19 protein-coding genes are annotated in these 18496 nt (G+C 61.7%); 12 read left to right on the forward strand and 7 right to left on the reverse strand.

The features are described 5' to 3' along the window. Positions 1-55 precede the first annotated feature (55 nt). From AAFO92_RS12290 to AAFO92_RS12305, 4 genes are read left to right on the forward strand one after another with little or no spacing between them, the layout of a single operon-like run. The gene (locus tag AAFO92_RS12290; RefSeq protein ID WP_347535476.1) at positions 56-934 is read left to right on the forward strand and encodes a phytanoyl-CoA dioxygenase family protein; all 879 of its coding nucleotides are present in this window, start codon (positions 56-58) and stop codon (positions 932-934) included. Positions 935-949: 15 nt separating this feature from the next. Continuing rightward, complete coding sequence (locus AAFO92_RS12295) at positions 950-1564, forward strand: HD domain-containing protein (protein WP_347535478.1); 615 nt, start codon at positions 950-952, stop codon at positions 1562-1564. 29 nt (positions 1565-1593) lie between these two features. Then, on the forward strand, positions 1594-2607 hold the full coding sequence (locus AAFO92_RS12300; protein ID WP_347535480.1) for a sterol desaturase family protein: 1014 nt from the start codon (positions 1594-1596) through the stop codon (positions 2605-2607). Positions 2608-2610: 3 nt separating this feature from the next. Then, positions 2611-3438, forward strand: a complete 828-nt coding sequence (locus tag AAFO92_RS12305; protein WP_347535482.1) for a 3-methyl-2-oxobutanoate hydroxymethyltransferase — start codon at positions 2611-2613, stop codon at positions 3436-3438. A 223-nt stretch (positions 3439-3661) separates the two neighbouring features. On the opposite strand, the gene AAFO92_RS12310 is transcribed toward AAFO92_RS12305, so the two are convergent. Further along, positions 3662-4639: a zinc transporter ZntB gene (locus tag AAFO92_RS12310; protein WP_347535484.1), complete on the reverse strand. Its 978-nt coding sequence runs from the start codon at positions 4637-4639 to the stop codon at positions 3662-3664. Positions 4640-4784: 145 nt separating this feature from the next. Here AAFO92_RS12310 and AAFO92_RS12315 point away from each other — a divergent pair, with 145 nt between their 5' ends. Further along, complete coding sequence (locus AAFO92_RS12315; RefSeq protein WP_347535486.1) at positions 4785-7883, forward strand: valine--tRNA ligase; 3099 nt, start codon at positions 4785-4787, stop codon at positions 7881-7883. A gap of 28 nt (positions 7884-7911) precedes the next feature. On the opposite strand, the gene AAFO92_RS12320 is transcribed toward AAFO92_RS12315, so the two are convergent. After that, positions 7912-8706 carry a crotonase/enoyl-CoA hydratase family protein gene (locus tag AAFO92_RS12320; RefSeq protein WP_347535488.1) on the reverse strand — a complete coding sequence of 265 codons (795 nt, stop codon included), beginning with the start codon at positions 8704-8706 and terminating at the stop codon, positions 7912-7914. Positions 8707-8768: 62 nt separating this feature from the next. Then, positions 8769-8933: a Tat pathway signal protein gene (locus AAFO92_RS12325; RefSeq protein ID WP_347535490.1), complete on the reverse strand. Its 165-nt coding sequence runs from the start codon at positions 8931-8933 to the stop codon at positions 8769-8771. Between the two features lie 97 nt (positions 8934-9030). Here AAFO92_RS12325 and AAFO92_RS12330 point away from each other — a divergent pair, with 97 nt between their 5' ends. The 3 genes from AAFO92_RS12330 to AAFO92_RS12340 all read left to right on the forward strand — a co-directional run bounded on the left by AAFO92_RS12330 (position 9031) and on the right by AAFO92_RS12340 (position 11226). After that, complete coding sequence (locus tag AAFO92_RS12330; RefSeq protein WP_347535492.1) at positions 9031-10137, forward strand: pyridoxal phosphate-dependent aminotransferase; 1107 nt, start codon at positions 9031-9033, stop codon at positions 10135-10137. 57 nt (positions 10138-10194) lie between these two features. After that, positions 10195-10371 carry a hypothetical protein gene (locus tag AAFO92_RS12335; RefSeq protein WP_347535494.1) on the forward strand — a complete coding sequence of 59 codons (177 nt, stop codon included), beginning with the start codon at positions 10195-10197 and terminating at the stop codon, positions 10369-10371. 171 nt (positions 10372-10542) lie between these two features. Continuing rightward, entirely contained in the window at positions 10543-11226 is a 684-nt protein-coding gene (locus AAFO92_RS12340; protein WP_347535496.1) for a tyrosine-protein phosphatase, read from the forward strand. Between the two features lie 3 nt (positions 11227-11229). On the opposite strand, the gene AAFO92_RS12345 is transcribed toward AAFO92_RS12340, so the two are convergent. Then, positions 11230-11901 carry a TIGR04283 family arsenosugar biosynthesis glycosyltransferase gene (locus AAFO92_RS12345; protein WP_347535498.1) on the reverse strand — a complete coding sequence of 224 codons (672 nt, stop codon included), beginning with the start codon at positions 11899-11901 and terminating at the stop codon, positions 11230-11232. Positions 11902-11966: 65 nt separating this feature from the next. On the opposite strand from AAFO92_RS12345, the gene AAFO92_RS12350 reads away from it, so the two are divergent. Both AAFO92_RS12350 and AAFO92_RS12355 read left to right on the forward strand, forming a co-directional pair. Then, positions 11967-12698 (forward strand): folate-binding protein, encoded by a 732-nt coding sequence (locus AAFO92_RS12350; protein WP_347535500.1) that lies wholly within the window; start codon positions 11967-11969, stop codon positions 12696-12698. 200 nt (positions 12699-12898) lie between these two features. Beyond that, positions 12899-13771, forward strand: a complete 873-nt coding sequence (locus AAFO92_RS12355; protein ID WP_347535502.1) for a hypothetical protein — start codon at positions 12899-12901, stop codon at positions 13769-13771. A gap of 143 nt (positions 13772-13914) precedes the next feature. On the opposite strand, the gene efp is transcribed toward AAFO92_RS12355, so the two are convergent. Continuing rightward, complete coding sequence (efp, locus tag AAFO92_RS12360) at positions 13915-14478, reverse strand: elongation factor P (RefSeq protein ID WP_347535504.1); 564 nt, start codon at positions 14476-14478, stop codon at positions 13915-13917. Positions 14479-14695: 217 nt separating this feature from the next. On the opposite strand from efp, the gene AAFO92_RS12365 reads away from it, so the two are divergent. Then, the gene (locus AAFO92_RS12365; RefSeq protein WP_347535506.1) at positions 14696-15019 is read left to right on the forward strand and encodes a DUF6280 family protein; all 324 of its coding nucleotides are present in this window, start codon (positions 14696-14698) and stop codon (positions 15017-15019) included. A 59-nt stretch (positions 15020-15078) separates the two neighbouring features. On the opposite strand, the gene AAFO92_RS12370 is transcribed toward AAFO92_RS12365, so the two are convergent. Next, complete coding sequence (locus tag AAFO92_RS12370; protein ID WP_347535508.1) at positions 15079-15663, reverse strand: cobalamin biosynthesis protein CobQ; 585 nt, start codon at positions 15661-15663, stop codon at positions 15079-15081. Between the two features lie 57 nt (positions 15664-15720). Between AAFO92_RS12370 and AAFO92_RS12375 the strand changes: the two genes are divergently transcribed. Next, positions 15721-17187 (forward strand): cobyric acid synthase, encoded by a 1467-nt coding sequence (locus tag AAFO92_RS12375; protein WP_347535510.1) that lies wholly within the window; start codon positions 15721-15723, stop codon positions 17185-17187. Here the strand turns inward: AAFO92_RS12375 and AAFO92_RS12380 are convergent. Further along, positions 17172-18449 (reverse strand): hypothetical protein, encoded by a 1278-nt coding sequence (locus AAFO92_RS12380; protein WP_347535512.1) that lies wholly within the window; start codon positions 18447-18449, stop codon positions 17172-17174. The genes AAFO92_RS12375 and AAFO92_RS12380 overlap by 16 nt on opposite strands. Positions 18450-18496: the final 47 nt, after the last annotated feature.

Below are 18496 nucleotides of genomic sequence, written 5' to 3' on the forward strand. Positions count from 1 at the left end.
TCCGCCGCATCGCTTACCCTGCCAGCAGATCCACCCCAGGAACCCCGAGCCTGCCATGCCCCTGCCACATCGTGACACCCGACTGAACAGCGACCAGACCGCGCGCTACTGGCGCGATGGATTTCTCTTTCCGATTGACATCTTCACCGCCAAAGAGGCCGCGGCGCACCGTGCGGAACTGGAGGAGATCGAGCGCGACTGGCAGTCGGCCGACCTGCCGCTGCCGCTCAATACCTACAAGCGGGTCAACGCGCAGTGCGTGCTGCCCATGGCCGCGCGTCTGGCGCAGGACAGGCGCGTGCTGGACGCGGTCGAGGGCGTTCTTGGCCCGAACCTGATGATCTGGTCGGCCGAGTTCTTCATCAAGGAACCGCGGACAACCCATGTGGTCGGGATGCACCAGGATCTGACCTATTGGGGGCTGGGTGAAACCTCGGACCAGGTCACCGCCTGGATCGCCCTGTCGCCCGCCACCGTGGAAAGCGGCTGCATGGATTTCGTCAAAGGCTCTCACACCAACCCGATCCTGCCGCATAACGACACGTTTTCCGACAACAACCTGCTCAGCCGGGGCCAGGAAATCGCCGTTGACGTGGCCGAAGAGGACAAGACCCATATCACCCTGCAGCCCGGCCAGATGTCGCTGCATCACGGGCTGACGATCCATGGCTCAGGCCCCAACAGATCGGACGACCGGCGCATCGGCTTTGCCATCCGCTACCTCAACCCGGACGCGCGCCAACAGGTGGCCGATCGCGATTTCGCGATGATGGCGCGGGGCGTGGATACCAGCGGCAATTTCATCCACTACATGCCGCCGACTGACAATTTCAGCCCCGCCTCGCTGGAACTCTACGGCAAAATTCGCGCCGAACAGGCCAAGGCCCTTGCGCAAGGCGCCAGTGGCGATGTTTCCTTCTACGCGGCGTCATAGGAAAGGAACCCGGCCATGGAACGTGTGAACTTCACCCAGATGAAAGACGGCACCAAGGAAGAATACGAATTCCTGACCACGCATGAGATCGACCACACCCGGCATACCGCCCGCCGGCTGCTGAAGGCGCTCGTCGATCTGGACGAGAGCCTTTCCGGCTATCAGATCACCCGGCTGGGCCATTCGGTGCAATCGGCCACGCGGGCCTGGCGCGACGGCGCGGATACCGATTGGGTCGTCGGCGCGCTGCTGCACGATATCGGCGACATCTACGCCCCCTATAACCACGACGAATACGCGGCGACGATCCTCAAACCCTTCGTGCGCGAGCAGGTGACATGGTGCGTCGCCACCCACGGCGATTTCCAGATGCTCTATTACGGCCATCACGTGGGCGGCGATCAGCACAAGCGCGACAAATATCGCGACAACCCGTATTTCGACGATTGCGCCGCGTTCTGCGAACGCTGGGACCAGGCCAGCTTTGACCCGGAATATGACGATCTGCCCTTGGAATTCTTTGCGCCGATGGTCGAGGAGGTCTTTGCCCGCACGCCCTATGATCCGCAGATCATCCGCCCCGGCGCGCGCGAGCCGCTGACCGACAAGACCGTCGCCGCCGAACGGTAGAATCGCCGTAAAATCAACGGAGTGCTGACATGGATACGTCCGTGAACACGAAAGGTGCATCCAAATCCCCGCCGCGGCGGATCTGGAACAATACACCGGAATTGCCCCTGCAACTGGCCCCCTACTGGGATTGGCCCGCACGGCCGCTGGCCTCTGCCGCATATCTCCTGCGCAACTGGAACCCGGTCGCGCAGCGGTTCCTTTTCCTGCTGGCGGCCTTCGCTGTCTGGGCCTGGTTCACGCCCGATCCGGAACAGGCCCGGACGCTTGCCTTTGGCTGGATATTCCAGATCTGGCTGCGTGACCTGGTGATCTTGCTGGTGGTCGCCGGCGGGCTGCACCTGGCGCTGTGGAAATACCGCACCCAACAGGATGAATACCGCTATGACTTGCGGCCAATGGCCAGGGGCGCCAAGGTGTTCACCTTCAGGAACCAGGTCTGGGACAACATGTTCTGGACGCTGGGGCCGGCCCTGTTATTCGCTACCTTCTGGGAGGCGCTGATGTGGCACGCCTATGCCAATGGCTGGGCCACGCTGATCACCCTGCACTCCAACCCGGTCTGGTTCCTTACCCTGATCGTGCTGGTCCCGGTCTGGGCGGGGTTCCATTTCTACTGGCTGCACCGGTTGCTGCATGTCGGGCCGCTCTATACCCGCATCCATGCCTGGCATCACCGGAACATCAACACGGGCCCGTGGTCGGGGCTGGCAATGCACCCGGTTGAAAGCTTCTTCCTGATGTTCGACACGATGATCTTCTTCTTGATCCCGGCGCACCCGGTGCATGTATTGTTCCTGATCTTCCACCACCTGATCGGCGCACCGACATCCCATGCAGGGTTCGAAAATATCAGGCTTGGCAAGGCTGCCAGGCTGGGCCTTGGCGATTTCTTCCACCAGTTGCACCACAAGTTCTTCGATTGCAACTACGGCACATGGGAAACGCCGTGGGACAAGTGGTTCAACACCTTCCACGACGGCACGCCAGAGGGGAACGCGCATATCAAGGAACGCCGCCGCAAGATCTGGGCCGGAGAATAAGCCATGCGAGACATCTATACCTTCGGGCGCAAACCCGGCCGGCGCAACTATACGGTCAAGGATCTGCAGGATCTCAAGAAGACCGGCCAGCGCCTGACCATGGTAAACCCTGCCAATGCCGGGGAAATCCGCGCCTGTGTCGATGCCGGCATCGACATCCTGACCTGCTGGGACAGCCAGATGGAACTTTGCCGTGAGCTTGCGCCCACCCATTTTGTCGGCACGGCGATGGTCTGGGGCCAGTTCGCAACCCATGACGAGATCCTGCGCCACGCGATCGACTGCATGGAGAAGGGCGCGGACATGTACTATACCAACCGCTCCTTCGACGTGGTCGAGATGCTGGCCCGCGAAAGCATCCCCGTGCAGGTCCATATGGGTCTTGTGCCCACGCTCTCTCACTGGGCGGGCGGTCTGCGCGCCTTTGGCCGAACGGCGGATGAGGCGATGAAGATCTATCACGAGTTCAAGCGCTACGAGGCCGCCGGCGCCTTTGCCTGCGAGATCGAATGTGTGGCCGAAGACACGCTGAAACTGTTGAATGACCGCACGTCGATTGTCACCGTCTCACTCGGCTCGGGCAATGCCGGCGACATCATCTTTCTGTTCATGTCCGATATCTGCGGCGAAAGCGGGGACAACCCGCCGAAACATGCCCACGCCTTCCGTGATCTGGGCCGGCTGCACCGGCAGATGTACCAGGAGCGGGTCGAAGCCCTGCAGGAATTCCAGGCCGAAGTCACCGCCCGCAGATTTCCCTATGCGCGGCAATCCGTCACGCTGCGCGACGGTGAGAAGGAAAAACTGCAAGAGGCGCTCGACAAGCTCTGACGCGTTTTCAGGGGCGCAGAACCGTGCAGGTGCACACAGCTTGCCCCTGTGCGCACCTGCTTGGGGATCCAGCCGGCCAGGAAGAAAAAACCGGCGATCCGAAACCGTTCACTGATGCCGCCAGATCCCAGAATTGCGGGCGACCGTCATGCGGTCACTGTAGGGCAAGGAAGGGATTCGCGCCAAAGTATATTTTTTGAAATTTTTTCTCGCGTTGTGGTTGTTACCTTTTTGCCAGCAACCCCAGCTTGCGAAACCACCAGAACAAGAGCCCGCCGATCGCCACCAGCACCGCGGTCACGATCCAGAAGGACGCGCGGCTGTCGGCGCCCGGCACCCCCCCGACATTGATCCCCAGAAGACCGGTGATCAGCCCCAGCGGCAGAAAGATCGCGGCCACGACCGACAGCACCAGCATCTGCCGGTTCATCACCTCGGCGCGGGCATCCATGATCTGATCCTGCACCACCTGGGCGCGGTCGCGGATGGCGTCCAGCTCCTCGGCCAGCCGTGTCACCCGCTCGGTCGCCTCGCGCAGCCGGGGCCGGCTTTCGCCCGCGACCCAGGGCAGGTCCTCGATCTCGAAGGTGCTCAGCGCATCGCGCTGCGGCGCCATATGTCGCCGCAACATGATCGACACCCGCCGCACATGGGCAAGATCCGCCCGCGAGGCCGGCGCCACCACGCCGTCGATCAGCTGATCCTCCAGCACGTCGACCTTTTCGTTCAGCTCCGCCACCACCGGCTCGGCCCGGTCCGCCAGCCGCAGCGCCAGACGCGCCACCAGCTCGGCGGGGTTTTCTGCCGCCTGCCCTCGCTCGAACCCGGCCTGCACATCCGCCACCGCCACCAGGTTACGCAGCTGAACGCTGACCAGCAGTTTGCCGGTGATCCACATCCTGAGCGAGATCATGTCCTCGACCTCGTCCCCCGGGTTCAGGTTGACACCGCGCAGGTTCATCAACACGCCGTCGCCATGCGATGTACACCGTGGCCGTGTCTCGGGCGCCAGCAGGGCCCGCAGCACCAGTGGCTCCAGGCCCGCCGCCTCCAGCCAGTGCCGGGCGCCGCCCTTCGCCGTATCGACATGCAGCCAGACATATCCCGGCGCCTGCGACTCCAGCCGATGCGGTCCGGCGCCCACCGGCACTGCTATTGCCTCGCCCGTTTCGGTGACATGCCACTGGGTCACTCCGTCCATCGTCCACCTCCGATTGCCTCGGCCCCACTCTGCGACGGATTGCGTGGCCTGTCACGGGGCTGCAACAATTTACGATGTTCGGCTTTCCCTTGCGCTACGGTTTCGCTAGACGTGCGATCAAAGGGAATATGACACGAGGCGCCCCATGGGGATGGACAAGACCTTCAACGCGGCCGAGGCCGAGGACCGCATCTACAAAGCCTGGGAAGAGGCCGGGTGCTTTGCCGCCGGGGCCAACGCGAAGCCCGGCAAACCCGCCTTTTCGATCATGATCCCGCCGCCTAATGTCACCGGCTCGCTGCATATGGGCCACGCCTTCAACAACACGCTGCAGGACATCCTGGTTCGCTGGCACCGGATGCGCGGGTTCGACACGCTCTGGCAGCCGGGCACCGATCACGCCGGCATCGCCACCCAGATGGTGACCGAACGCGAAATGGCCGCCAACCAGGAGCCCTCGCGCACGGAAATGGGCCGCGAGGCATTCGAAAAACGCGTCTGGCAGCAGAAGATCAAGTCCCGCGGCACGATCATCGGGCAACTGAAGCGCCTCGGCGCCTCTTGCGACTGGTCGCGCGAGGCCTTCACCATGTCCGGCGCGCCCTCGGCCCCCGAGGGGGAAGAGGGCAATTTCCACGACGCGGTGATCAAGGTCTTTGTCGAGATGTACGAAAAGGGCCTGATCTATCGCGGCAAGCGGCTGGTCAACTGGGATCCGCATTTCGAGACCGCGATTTCCGATCTGGAGGTCGAGAATATCGAGGTGCCGGGCCACATGTGGCATTTCAAGTACCCCCTGGCCGGCGGGGAGACATATGAGTATTTGGAGCAAGATGAAGACGGCAACGTGGTGCGCCGCGAAACCCGCGATTACATCTCGATCGCCACGACGCGGCCCGAAACCATGCTGGGCGACGGGGCGGTGGCGGTGCATCCGTCGGACGCGCGCTACGCGCCAATCGTCGGCAAGCTCTGCGAAATTCCGGTGGGCCCCAAGGAACACCGCCGCCTGATCCCGATCATCACCGATGAATACCCGGATCCGACTTTCGGTTCGGGCGCGGTCAAGATCACCGGCGCGCATGATTTCAACGACTACGCCGTGGCAAAGCGCGGCGGCATCCCAATGTACCGCCTGATGGACACCAAGGCGCAGATGCGCGACGACGGCGCGCCCTATGCCGAGATGGCCGCCATCGCGATGGCCGTGGCCAAGGGCGAGCGGGTGCTGTCTGAGACTGAGGCCGACAGCATCAACCTCGTTCCTGATGACCTGCGCGGGCTCGACCGGTTCGAGGCGCGCAAGAAGGTTGTGGAGCAAATCACGTCCGAGGGCCTGGCCGTAATGATCCCGGGCGAGCCCAATGAGGACGGCAATGTCTGTTTCGATGGCGGCACCGTGCCTTATGTCGAGTCGAAACCGATCATGCAGCCCTTCGGCGACCGCTCCAAGGTCGTGATCGAGCCGATGCTGACCGACCAATGGTTTGTCGACACTGACAAAATCGTCGGCCCCGCGCTGGAGGCGGTAAAGGACGGCACGGTCAAAATCCTGCCCGAGTCGGGCGAGCGCACCTATTATCACTGGCTGGAAAATATCGAGCCCTGGTGCATCTCCCGCCAGCTCTGGTGGGGGCATCAGATTCCGGTGTGGTATGGGCCGAGCTACGTCGAAGGTGAAAAAGCAAAGGCTCGAGGAAATAAGCACCCTCATTTCAGTTACGATCCAGAGCATCGTCACTCGTTTTGCGCCGCAACGTTCGAAGAAGCAGCCGCACAAGCCAAAACTCACTACTTCAGATTCCCTGAAGACGCTGATGATGCAGTCGTTTTCGAGAGTGATGACTATTTCGAAGCTGAAAGTCGATCAAATGATTTAGATGACGACCGTGGATCAGACGTTCATATAGGTCTTGTCCGCGACCCCGACGTGCTCGACACTTGGTTTTCCTCGGGTCTCTGGCCCATCGGAACGCTGGGATGGCCCGAGGAAACGCCTGAACTGAAACGATATTTTCCAACTTCGGTCCTCGTCACCGGGCAGGACATCCTGTTCTTCTGGGTGGCGCGGATGATGATGATGCAAATGGCGGTTCTGGATGAGAACAAACCGGTGACCGAGCGCATCCCCTTTCATGACGTTTACCTGCATGGCCTCGTCCGCGACGCCAAGGGTAAGAAGATGTCGAAATCCCTCGGCAACGTCATCGACCCGCTCGAGATCATTGACGAATTCGGCGCCGACGCGCTGCGCTTCTCCTCCGCCGCGATGGCCGCGCTTGGCGGTGTCCTGAAGCTCGACATGGAACGCATCAAGGGCTACCGCAATTTCGGCACCAAGCTCTGGAACGCCGCCCGCTTTGCCGAGATGAACGGGGCGACCGGCAGCGACGGCACCCTGCCCCAGCCCGCCGCCACCGTGAACAAATGGATCATCGGCGAGACCGCGAAGGTGCGCGAGGCGGTCGATGCGGCGATGGCGGGCTACCGCTTCAACGACGCGGCCACGGCACTTTATGCCTTCGTCTGGGGCAAGGTCTGCGACTGGTATGTGGAGTTTTCCAAGCCGCTGCTGCTGGATGGCGACGAAGTCACCAAGGCCGAGACGCAAGAAACGATGTCCTGGGTGATTGACCAGTGCCTCATCCTGTTGCACCCGATCATGCCCTTCATCACCGAAGAGTTGTGGGGCACGTTGGCAGAGCGTCAGAAAATGTTGATCCACGCCGACTGGCCCACCTACGGCGCCGAGCTGGTGGACGCCGACGCCGACCGCGAGATGAACTGGGTGATCGACCTGATCGACGCGATCCGCTCGGCCCGCGCCCAGGTGCGGGTGCCCGTGGGGCTTTACGTGCCGCTGGTCGTGACCGAGTTCAGTGCGGCGGGCCGCGCGGCCTGGGAGAACAACGAGACCATGATCAAGCGGCTTGCGCGGATCGACAGCCTGAGCACGGTCGATGCCTTCCCCAAGGGTAGTATCACAGTGCCCGCAGAGGGCGCGAACTTCGGCCTGCCGCTGGCCGACGTGATCGACGTGGGCGAAGAGAAGGCGCGGCTGGAGAAATCAATAGGCAAGCTCGACAAGGAAATGGGCGGGTTGCGCGGGCGGCTGAACAACCCGAAATTCGTCGAAAGCGCGCCCGAAGAGGTCGTCACCGAGGCCCGCGAGAACCTGGCCCTGCGCGAGGAGGAGGCGGGCAAGCTGACCGCCGCTTTGGCGCGCCTGAACGAGATCGGCTGAAACGGGGCGTTCTGAAGGTTTCGGGCCTTCAGGCACCGCCCTTGAACACCGGTTTGCGGTTCGCCATGTTGGCGGCGATCACCTCCATCTGGTGCGGCTTGCCGATCAGGTCGGTCTGTTCGCGGCTTTCGGCCAACAGCACCGCATCCTCGTCCGCGCCACTTTCGGCCACCGCGATCAGCCGCTTGGCCGCGCGGATGGCCGAAGGGCTTTTCCCTGCGATTTCAGTGGCTAATTCGATGGCCTTCATGTTGGCATCTGCGGCGATTTCGGTGATCAGGCCCCATTCCAGCGCCTGCGCTGCGCCCACGGGATTGGCAGTGTAGGTCAACTGCCGGATCACGTCAGACCGCGCCAGCCGCGGCAGCAGGACCATCCCGCCCATATCCGGAATGAGGCCCCATTTCATTTCCATGATCGCCAGTTTGGTATCCGGATCTGCAACCCGAAAATCGGCGCCAAGCGCCAACTGGAACCCCGCACCGTAGACCGCGCCATGCAGCGCCGCGATGACCGGCACGGGCACCCGCCGCCAGACCATCGCGACCTCCTGAAAGAGGTTCGTATTGCCGTGGGTGCGGGGCATCACCAGCGCCTCTGGGTCGCCCGCGGCGAATTTGGCAAAGCTCATCACATCAAGCCCCGCGCAGAAGGATTTGCCCGCACCGGACAGGATAACGGCGCGAATATCGGCCTCGATCAGGCTGCGACCGGCGTCGACAATTGCCTCGGCCATCTGCGGATCGACCGCGTTCATCTTGTCGGGGCGGCTCAGCGTGACCCGCGCGATATGGTCCTGAATGTCAACGGAAACACGGCTCATGGCACCCTCCCTATTGGTTGGTGCGATGAAACCCTAAAACGCTACGAGCCGCCAGAGAAACGTCAGGGCACTAACCGTTCAACGGCGCGCATCATGCCAAGGGATTTGTCGTAGACCAGCGTCAGGATGCGCCGCCCGCCAGTACGCGTGGCAATGGCGGGGATGGCGCGCACCGTGCCGGCGGCCAGGCTTGCGGCGATGAACCCGCGGCGTGTGAAATCGGGCATCTGCCCCTCCCTCATACTCGGACACGGCCTGAGGTAACCATGCGCCCCCTATTTTCAAGGTCTTGCGGCCTGTGGCGCAATACCGTTATCTGCCGCCATGGCCGATCCACGCTACACCAAACTTGTGCAATCCCTGCCCGCCACCGTGCCCTTTGTCGGCCCGGAAGAGCAGGAACGCAGCCGCGGGGAGCCCTTTGCGGCGCGGCTGGGGGCGAATGAGAATGTCTTTGGCCCCTCGCCCAAGGCCGTGGCCGCGATGCAGGCCACCGCGGGCGATATCTGGAAATACGGCGATCCGGCCAGCCATGACCTGCGGCAGGCGCTGTCGGTGCATCTAGGCTGCCCGTCGGAAAACATCCTGGTCGGCGAAGGGATTGACGGGCTCTTGGGCTATCTGGTTCGGCTGCTGGTCGCCCCGGGGGACGCGGTTGTGACATCGGATGGCGCCTATCCGACATTCAACTACCATGTGGCGGGTTACGGCGGTGTGCTGCACAAGGTTCCCTACAGGGATGACCACGAAGACATCGGGGCGCTGTTCGCCAAGGCCGCAGAACTGGGCGCGAAGCTGGTTTACCTGGCCAATCCCGATAACCCGATGGGCACCTGGCATCGCGGCGCCGACATCATGCAGGCGATGGAGGCGCTGCCGGACGGGTGTCTGCTGTTGCTGGATGAGGCCTATATCGAATTTGCCCCCGATGGCACCGCCCCGGAAACAGGTATCGACGACCCCCGCATCATACGAATGCGCACGTTTTCAAAGGCTTACGGTATGGCCGGCGCGCGCATCGGCTACGCGTTCGGCGCGGCGGCGCTGATCCGCAGCTTTGACAAGATCCGCAACCACTTCGGCCTGAACCGTTCGGCGCAGATCGGCGCCCTGGCAGCGTTGCAGGATCAGCACTGGCTGCACGAGACGCAGGCCAAGGTCGCCGCCTCGCGCGCCGACATCGCCCGGATCGCCGTGGATAACGGATTGACGGCGGTGCCATCCGCCACCAACTTCGTGGCGGTCGATTGCGGACAGGACGGAAACTTTGCCCGCGGGGTGCTGGACGCCCTGGTCACGCGGGGAATTTTCGTGCGCATGCCCTTCGTGGCCCCGCAGGACCGCTGCATCCGCATCAGCTGCGGCAGGCCCGCGGACCTGGCATTATTGGAACACGCCCTGCCCGAAATACTGGCAAAGGCGCGCCGTTAACGCATCTTTGAGCGGATTTTAACCTGAGGCTTGCCGATCTGCGCTAGAATACCCGACATGAGACGAGGAAACCTGCCATCCGCCCCGAATTACACCAACGCCGCCCTGGTCATGGGTCTGGTGAATCTGCTCTGGATTTTCATGGCAATCTGGGCGGTTTTCGGCTTTCCCATCGTGCTGGTGACCGGGTTCGTGCTGGATCGGGGGATCGCCCGGCTGAGCCAGCGCAGCTGACCGGCACGCCGCCCCTTCGGCTTGCGGCACGACAGGGCCGGATCACGGGCCCGCATCGGCGCATACCCGACACCGCGTCAGCCACCATCTTGTGGCTTGTCTTACCTGCCGCCCTTGCCTACATGGTGGCGAGCCGGGCCGGGCAGGCCCCTTACGGAGCGCGCGACACTTATGAGCCTCTTCAAACGCATCGCCGATTGGGAAAAAGATCTGCGTGCCTCCTACAACACCGACCTGTCGACACCGGAAAACCGTCGCCGCGCGAATATCTACAACCTCTGGTTCGATCACGCGATCCTGCGCAAATTCTGGACCAACTTCTTTCAGGTGGCGCCGGGCGTCTACCGGTCGAACCAACCCACCCATGAGCGTTTCGTCAGGCTCAAGGCGATGGGCATCCGGTCGATCCTGAACCTGCGCGGATCGGCCGGGGCGGCGCATTACCTCGTCGAAGAGGAAAGCTGCCGCAAGCTGGGTCTGCATCTGGTCAATTGCACGCTTCATGCCCGCTATGCCGCCCCGCGCGACGACATCCTGGCGGTGATCCGTGCCTTTCGCGAGATCGAAAAGCCCTTTGTCATGCATTGTAAATCGGGCGCCGACCGGGCCGGGTTTGCCAGCGCGATCTACCTGCTGGTGATTGAGGGCAGGCCCCTCGCCGAAGCCCGCAAGATGCTGAGCATAAAATACCTGCATCTGAAATGGTCGCGCACGGGCATTCTGGGGTTCATCTTTGATCTCTACGAAGAGCGAAACGCGCGCGACCCGATCGGGTTCGAAGAGTGGGTGGCGACCGAATACGACAGTACCGAAACCCAGTCCCGCTACGAAGCGACGCATAATCCGAAGTTCTGACCCTCAGTAGCGCCGCACCAGCCGGTCAGGGTCCACACCCGCGAAATACCGAAGTAGCAGGGACAGGTTGCGCAGCCCCCGGCGCAGCCAGCCATCGCGCCGATAGCGTGCGGCGCTGGTTGTCAGGGCCGCCGGCAGCATCCTCAGCCGCCCCTTCAGCGCCCGGGACATGGCCACGTCCTCCATCAGCGGGATGTCGGCATATCCGCCGATCGCCCTGTATTCTCGGCGCGAAATCAGCAGTCCCTGGTCGCCATAGGGCAGCCGGAACACCCGGGACCGCACATTCGCCCAGCCGGCAACCGCAACCGGCGCCGCACCGCTCACATCGAATTTCAGCCGGAAATACGCTGGCAGACCGGTTTCCATATGTTCCGTCACAAGACCTGCCCAACCGGCGGGCAGCCGCGAATCCGCGTGCAGAAACAACAACCAGTCCCCTTCGGCCGCCGCCGCCCCGCGCCGCAGCTGCCCCCCGCGCGACGCAGGCCCGGACACCTGGACTGCACCCGCCTCTTCGGCGATCGGCAAAGTCGCGTCCCGCGATCCGCCGTCCGAAATCACCAGCTCGCGGATCAACCCCGCCTCGACCCCTTCCATCAATGCTCCCAGGCAGGCCGGCAGCGCCTCCGCCGCGTTCAGCGTGGGGATCACGACAGATAATTTTGCGCGCATCTCTGGCCCCTGTTGCAGTCACTGCCATGACATATATTACAACAAGGCCAAAGCTTGGAGAGGTCATGACCCGTACGATCCACGAAATAACCGGCAGCGACGCCACGGATTTCCTGCAAGGGCTGGTTACCAATGACATCACCCGGTTGGGCCAGGGGCTGGTCTATGCCGCGCTGCTGACACCGCAGGGCAAATACCTGGCCGATTTCTTCCTGGCGCGCCGCGATGGCACAATCCTGCTCGATGCCGATGCCGATCTGGCCCCCGGCCTGATCCAGCGCCTGACGATGTACAAACTGCGCGCGGATGTCGACATTGCACCCTCGGACCTGCAGGTGTTCCGGGGCACCGGCCCCGCCCCCGAAGGCGCCCTGCCCGATCCGCGCCACCCCGACATGGGCTGGCGGCGCTACGGCGAGGAAGGCGGCGATGACGGCACCGATTTCGACGCGATCCGCGTGGCCCATTGCATTCCCGAGACCGGGATCGAGCTGACCCCGGATACCTTCATCCTCGAGGCCGGGTTCGAGCGTCTGAACGGCGTCGAGTTTCGCAAGGGCTGCTACGTGGGCCAGGAGGTGACCGCGCGCATGAAACACAAGACCGAGCTGCGCAAAGGGCTGCGAACGGTCCGAATCAAAGGCCGGGCAGCTGTGGGAACGCCCATCACTGCAGACGGCAAACCCGCCGGTACGCTTTTCACCCAAGCCGGCGATCGGGCCATTGCCTATCTGCGATTTGATCGGGCGGCCGGCAAGATGCAGGCCGAGGAGGCCACGATCACCTTGGCCGATTAACGTAATGGCTGCCTTGCGGACGAAGCAGTCATGCAATGTGATTTCACCAATATCCGCTTTAATCGTTTCAGCACAAGACCGGCTCGAAATGCTGAACTACAAGGTCAGGTATTCCTGACTTTCTATCGATCCAATCCACCTGCACATTCTTTTCTGGGGGAGCTTAAGCTTCGTTCAGCTATTTTTCTGAAAGAGCAATAGTGAGCGTTGGAGGTTTAACTATGTTCTTAGGCTTCAACGTCGGGGTTCTCAACTGGCTCGCGGTCGTATGTAGTTTGGTCTTGTTCTTTCTGCTCCTACCCGGCTTGATTTCAGCCGCATACCACCCAATCGCGCCAGGAGTTCACCTAATTCCTGTACGGATTGTACTCTCTGCAGTCGGTGCGCTGGCTTTCGTCGCTCTCGCCATTCGACACAGCAGAACAAATCAAACAATTTCTGATTTTCGAAAGGTTTGCGAACTTGGTTCGGTTCCAGTAGTCCTTTTGATCGTTTTTCAGCTTACTGCCGTGCTTTATCAACAAACCGACCACTTACGTTTGATTTATGGTGGTAAAATATACGCTATCCCCCGCGTTTACAGGCCGGTTCAGTCGTCCGAGAGAAGTACATATGAGTTAATCAATGTTTCTATCTGTCATAAGACCGGCGCTCCGGTATATGCTGATACTTGCAACGCATACGGATATGTAGAGCTTGGTAACAGGCCGATAATCAAACAGTTCGATGCGTATTATGCACTCGATCAGGCAGGTGCAGCGTATTCAGGCGACGTTGTTACGAAAAGAGGCCCCGATGCAACGACACTGCACGACGGCAGTTTTATCTTGAGGGGTGGTGGTACGAACACCCGATTTCTATTGGATGAAACTGGTCGAATTGATCGCTTTGCGAGCTGCTTTCTGGTGACAAGAAACTGTACAGTTTCTGTCCGAACCTCTCAAGGTATTCTTACTTTTCCAACCCATAAGGAAGATGTCGATGCTGTAGAATTTTGGCGTGCAGAGGAGAGGCGTTGGCTGGCAATCTTTGAAGGTTGGAAATGCGATGACGAAAACTGCGAAGGTCAGTAGACAGACGATCGTACTGTTGCCAGACCGGACATTAGGCTCATCCCGATGGGTAGCAACTTTGGGCTCAAGGCGGTCACTGGCAGGGATGATGGGGCCACGCCGACACCGGCCCGGCTTGTCAGGAAATGCGCCGGGTGCCGTGTTCAGGCGCGTTCGGCGTATTCCATTGTTTCGGTGTTGACGACAATCGCCTCGTCGGGGCCGACAAAGGGCGGCACCATCACCTTGACGCCATTATCAAGGATCGCCGGCTTGAAGCTGTTGGCCGCGGTCTGGCCCTTGACCACCGGTTCGGTCTCGACCACCGTGCAGGTCACTTTCTGCGGCAGCGTCGCGTTCAGCGCCTCGGCGTCGTAGAATTCGACCGTGATCGTCATACCATCCTGCAGAAACGGGCGCCGATCCCCCAGAATGTCCGCCGGCAGCTGGATCTGCTCATAGGTCTCGGCGTCCATGAAATGCAGCTGCCCGTCATCCTCGTACAGGAACTGCTGATCCTTCTGTTCCAGGCGCACCCGCTCGACCTTGTCGGCGCTGCGGAACCGTTCGTTCAGCTTCGAGCCATTGCGCAGGTTGCGCAGCTCGACCTGGGCAAAGGCGCCCCCCTTTCCGGGTTTCACATGCTCGACCTTGACCGCGGACCAAAGCCCGTCATTATGCTCCAGAACATTTCCCGGACGGATCTCGTTTCCATTGATTTTCGGCATTTGGCAAAACCTTGTCAAAAGGTTGATCGGATTTTGACTCACCCTATATCTGGGGACATGGCAGGGCGCAAGACGACGAAATCTCGTGCTGCAGATGCGAAAGCCATGCGTAAAACGCATGGAAGCTATGCAATTAAGGCCTATCCGAATCAGTGAAAGGTCGTCATAAAGGGCGCCACGCCGAAATTACAAGAGCAAAGAAAAACAAGGACGAACCATGAAGGATTTCGTTGACGGCACAGCCTTCAAAAGCGAGCAAGGCAATCGTGCACGTAAACTTTTCGCAGCCGTCGTACTGGCTGCACTGGACGATGCCATTTCTGACGACAAGAAATATGGCAACGGGCCGGAACAGATCGCGCGTTGGGCGCGCTCTCGCGACGGGCGCGAGGTGCTGACCTGTGCCGGGATCGACCCCAACGAACGCGTCGTTGAGGGCCTGATGGAGTTTGTCTCGAAAGGGGTGCGCACATCCGTGGCCCTCTCGCGCGAGGAAAGCGAACGCCGCAATGCCGCGGCAGCACAGGCCGAAGCCGCCTGATCACATTGAAACCCCAGAGGTTTCCGAAAGCCCTGCCAGATGGCGGGGCTTTTCGTTTGTCATGTGGTCCCGATGGCAAACACATAGGCCCAGATGAAGACCGGGCTGATCTGCAGTGCCGCGGCGGCGCAGATCACCGCGCGCGACCGTAAACTGCCAAAGCGAAAGAACAGCAGTACGCACAAGGCAAATGATACCAGCATTTCGACCGGCCCGACGATGCCGCCATAATGGCGGCTGTCCCAATAGCTGACCGGGCTGTGAAACACCCAATCGCTGAGCGGCCAGAAATGGGCGCGCCCGTCATCGTGATGCAGCGGAAAGTCAAACGCCAGGTGCAACAGTCCGGCGGCAGCGAATACCACCGTCGTGGGCGATCCCGCCAAGCGCCCGGCCGCCAGGATAGCAACCCAGAGAACGAACGAATTGTCGATCTTGAAAACCATCTGCCACGCATCGGAAAAATACAGCGTATCAAAGACATAAGCGGGGCTCAGGCCCAAGACGAACAGCGATATGCCGGCCATCAGGTAAAGCGACAGGTCCGGCGCCAGCGCCCCCGCAAGCGCGGCAATGGTCCGTCTCCGGTCATGCGGGCGGGCAAAGGCCGCCGCGGCAAAAATCAGGTGGGCCGGTGTGTTCATGTCTTTTCCTTGGCGCGGGCGGCGATTATCACCTGACAAGGGAGTATGGGGCAGACCATGACAAAAGCAATCATGATCCAGGGGGCGGGCTCGAACGTGGGCAAGTCGATGATCGTGGCGGGGCTGGCGCGGGCCTTTGCCAATCGCGGCCTGTCCGTTGCGCCCTTCAAGCCGCAGAACATGTCCAACAACGCCGCGGTCACCGCCGATGGCGGAGAGATCGGGCGCGCGCAGGCGTTGCAGGCGCTGGCGGCGCGGCGCGCCCCGCATACGGACATGAACCCGGTCCTGCTGAAGCCCGAAACCGACACCGGCGCCCAGGTCATCCTCAACGGCAAGCGTTTTGCGACGTTGCGCGCCGCAGACTACGGCAAGGCGAAATCGCAGCTCTTGCCCGCGGTTCTGCAAAGTTTCCATCGGCTCTGCGCCAGCGCCGATCTTGTCCTGGTCGAAGGCGCGGGCAGCCCGGCCGAGATCAACCTGCGCCGGGGCGACATCGCCAATATGGGCTTTGCCGAGGCCGCGGGCGTGCCGGTGGTGCTGATCGGTGACATCGACCGCGGCGGCGTGATCGCCCAGATCGTCGGCACCAGAACAATTCTCGATCCAGCAGACACAGACCGCATTAAGGCATTTGCAATCAATAAGTTCCGTGGCGATCCTAAACTTTTCGATGAAGGCCTGCGCGAGACGGTGAACCGCAGCGGATGGCCATCTTTGGGCGTGATCCCGTGGTTCGATCAGTCCTGGCGCCTGCCCGCCGAGGATGTGTTGGACATCGCGTCGGCCGCGGGCGGCGGCTGCAAGATCGCCGTACCCCGCCTGTCCCGCATCGCCAATTTCGATGATCTCGATCCGCTGTCCTCGGAACCGGATGTCGAGGTTCAGATCATCCCGCCCGGCCGCCCCCTGCCCGGCGATGCCACGCTGGTGCTGATCCCCGGCAGCAAATCCACGATTGCCGATCTTGGGGATTTTCGCGCCAATGGCTGGGATATCGACCTGGCCGCGCATATCCGGCGCGGCGGGCATGTGCTGGGCCTGTGTGGCGGCTACCAGATGCTGGGCCGGACGATTGCCGATCCCGAGGGTATCGAAGGCAGCAGAACCCATGTCGAAGGGCTGGGCCACCTGGACATCGCGACCGTGATGAAGCCGGAGAAACGGGTGACCCTGACCCGGGCCACTTACACCGCCACCGGCGATCCCGTCGAGGGCTACGAGATCCATCTGGGCGATACGGATGGCCCCGATTGCGCCCGCGCCTGGCTGTCCGTTGATGGCCGCCCGGCCGGCGCCGCCAGCGCCGATGGGCGTGTCCGGGGCTGTTACTTGCACGGGCTCTTCACCGCGGATGCGTTTCGCGCCTCGTTCCTGGCCGAGTTCGGGGCCGCGTCACGGATCAACTTCGCGGCGGATGTCGAGGCAACGCTGGATGCCCTGGCGCGCCACCTGGAGGCGCATATGGACCTGGATCGGCTGTTGCAGCTGGCCGAGACGCCGCCCGGTTATTCAAGCTCCTGACTGGCCAGCGCGCGATGAATCTCGCGGCGTACCAATTTGCGCACGTTCCGGGTAATGCGCTCGCCCAGGGCGCCCTGCAATTCCTGGCGGACGATGTCACTGACCATATCGCGCAGCGCCTCCTCGTCCAGCATCGCCTCTTCCACGGCAACAGTGGTCGCGTCTTCGGCCTGGTCGTCGGGGTTCAGTACATCATCGTCCAGATGGCGGGCGGTTGACTGGGACCGGAACACAAACGGCGCCGGGTCATCGTCGGCAAGCGCTTCCTCGGCCTCCGTCTCGGCATCGCTGCCATCCTCTTCGGCACATTCGCGTGCGACATCCGCCATGACCCGAGCAAGATCATTATCCTTTGCTTCGACATCCGCCTGCGGATCATCGCCGGCAGCTTCGTCAGCCTGGGACCGCGCGATTTCCTCTGCTTCCCCGCTACCCTCGACGGATCCGTCGTCAGCATCGTCCGTTTCGTCGGCAAGGTCGGATTTGGCGAACTCGAACATCCCGTCAATTTCATCGCCGGGCGCGTCGGCCGTATCCGCCTGCCCCCCGTCATCCTGCCACGGCACCGGACCAACCGGGCTGGCGGCATTCTCGTCCTCGGTGGTGCCGTCAGGATCCCAGGCGTCATCGGTAGAGGCGATGATTTCTTCGAACTCCGCGGCACGGAGCTGAAGGTTGTTTGCGGCCTCATCCCCGCCATCGGCACCGGGTTCCGCCTCGGTTTCACGGTCGTCCAAAATCAGGAACTCGGGCGCGTCCCCGCCCTCTGCGGCATCGTCCTGCCCGCCGGGTAAAATTTCGTCTATTTCAATCGAATTCTCCGCAGTTTCGGCCAGGATTTCGTCCAGCCCTTCCGCAGATTCTTGCTCTTCTGCCGGCCCGGCGTCATCGGTATCCATTGCCGGGCTGTCCATCGCCTCATCGGCCCGGTCAACCGCTGCGGATTCGGCAATCTTTTCAAGAAGCGCCTCGTCCGACACCGTCTCGGAATCCGTTTCCGTCGTTTCCCCAGCCGTTTCGGGGGTATCGAAGGCCTCCCCCTCAGTTTCCGCAACATCTTGATCATCAACGGATTTATCCGTGTCGGCAGTCACGGCCTCTGCATCATCATCAACCCGCAATGACGGCGTCAAAAGCAGTTTGTCCGAAACCTCGTCCGACGGTTCAACCTCACCACGCTCGACCCGGTCCGACGTCGACACGAGCCTGCGAATCGACGACAGAACGTCTTCGATTTCCACGTTTGTTACGGGTTTCGACATGTCTGAATACCACTCTTGCCTGCGCATAGCTTATCCCTGCGCATCTT

Source organism: Roseovarius sp. CAU 1744, from assembly GCF_039839345.1.
Classification (GTDB): Bacteria; Pseudomonadota; Alphaproteobacteria; order Rhodobacterales; family Rhodobacteraceae; genus Roseovarius.

Bases quoted from the DNA above. Each gene is read 5' to 3' on its own strand.
- AAFO92_RS12290 (WP_347535476.1), top strand. From the start codon at position 56: ATGCCCCTGCCACATCGTGACACCCGACTGAACAGCGACCAGACCGCG.
- AAFO92_RS12295 (WP_347535478.1), top strand. From the start codon at position 950: ATGGAACGTGTGAACTTCACCCAGATGAAAGACGGCACCAAGGAAGAA.
- AAFO92_RS12300 (WP_347535480.1), top strand. From the start codon at position 1,594: ATGGATACGTCCGTGAACACGAAAGGTGCATCCAAATCCCCGCCGCGG.
- AAFO92_RS12305 (WP_347535482.1), top strand. From the start codon at position 2,611: ATGCGAGACATCTATACCTTCGGGCGCAAACCCGGCCGGCGCAACTAT.
- AAFO92_RS12310 (WP_347535484.1), bottom strand. From the start codon at position 4,639: ATGGACGGAGTGACCCAGTGGCATGTCACCGAAACGGGCGAGGCAATA.
- AAFO92_RS12315 (WP_347535486.1), top strand. From the start codon at position 4,785: ATGGGGATGGACAAGACCTTCAACGCGGCCGAGGCCGAGGACCGCATC.
- AAFO92_RS12320 (WP_347535488.1), bottom strand. From the start codon at position 8,706: ATGAGCCGTGTTTCCGTTGACATTCAGGACCATATCGCGCGGGTCACG.
- AAFO92_RS12325 (WP_347535490.1), bottom strand. From the start codon at position 8,933: ATGCCCGATTTCACACGCCGCGGGTTCATCGCCGCAAGCCTGGCCGCC.
- AAFO92_RS12330 (WP_347535492.1), top strand. From the start codon at position 9,031: ATGGCCGATCCACGCTACACCAAACTTGTGCAATCCCTGCCCGCCACC.
- AAFO92_RS12335 (WP_347535494.1), top strand. From the start codon at position 10,195: ATGAGACGAGGAAACCTGCCATCCGCCCCGAATTACACCAACGCCGCC.
- AAFO92_RS12340 (WP_347535496.1), top strand. From the start codon at position 10,543: ATGAGCCTCTTCAAACGCATCGCCGATTGGGAAAAAGATCTGCGTGCC.
- AAFO92_RS12345 (WP_347535498.1), bottom strand. From the start codon at position 11,901: ATGCGCGCAAAATTATCTGTCGTGATCCCCACGCTGAACGCGGCGGAG.
- AAFO92_RS12350 (WP_347535500.1), top strand. From the start codon at position 11,967: ATGACCCGTACGATCCACGAAATAACCGGCAGCGACGCCACGGATTTC.
- efp (WP_347535504.1), bottom strand. From the start codon at position 14,478: ATGCCGAAAATCAATGGAAACGAGATCCGTCCGGGAAATGTTCTGGAG.
- AAFO92_RS12365 (WP_347535506.1), top strand. From the start codon at position 14,696: ATGAAGGATTTCGTTGACGGCACAGCCTTCAAAAGCGAGCAAGGCAAT.
- AAFO92_RS12370 (WP_347535508.1), bottom strand. From the start codon at position 15,663: ATGAACACACCGGCCCACCTGATTTTTGCCGCGGCGGCCTTTGCCCGC.
- AAFO92_RS12375 (WP_347535510.1), top strand. From the start codon at position 15,721: ATGACAAAAGCAATCATGATCCAGGGGGCGGGCTCGAACGTGGGCAAG.
- AAFO92_RS12380 (WP_347535512.1), bottom strand. From the start codon at position 18,449: ATGTCGAAACCCGTAACAAACGTGGAAATCGAAGACGTTCTGTCGTCG.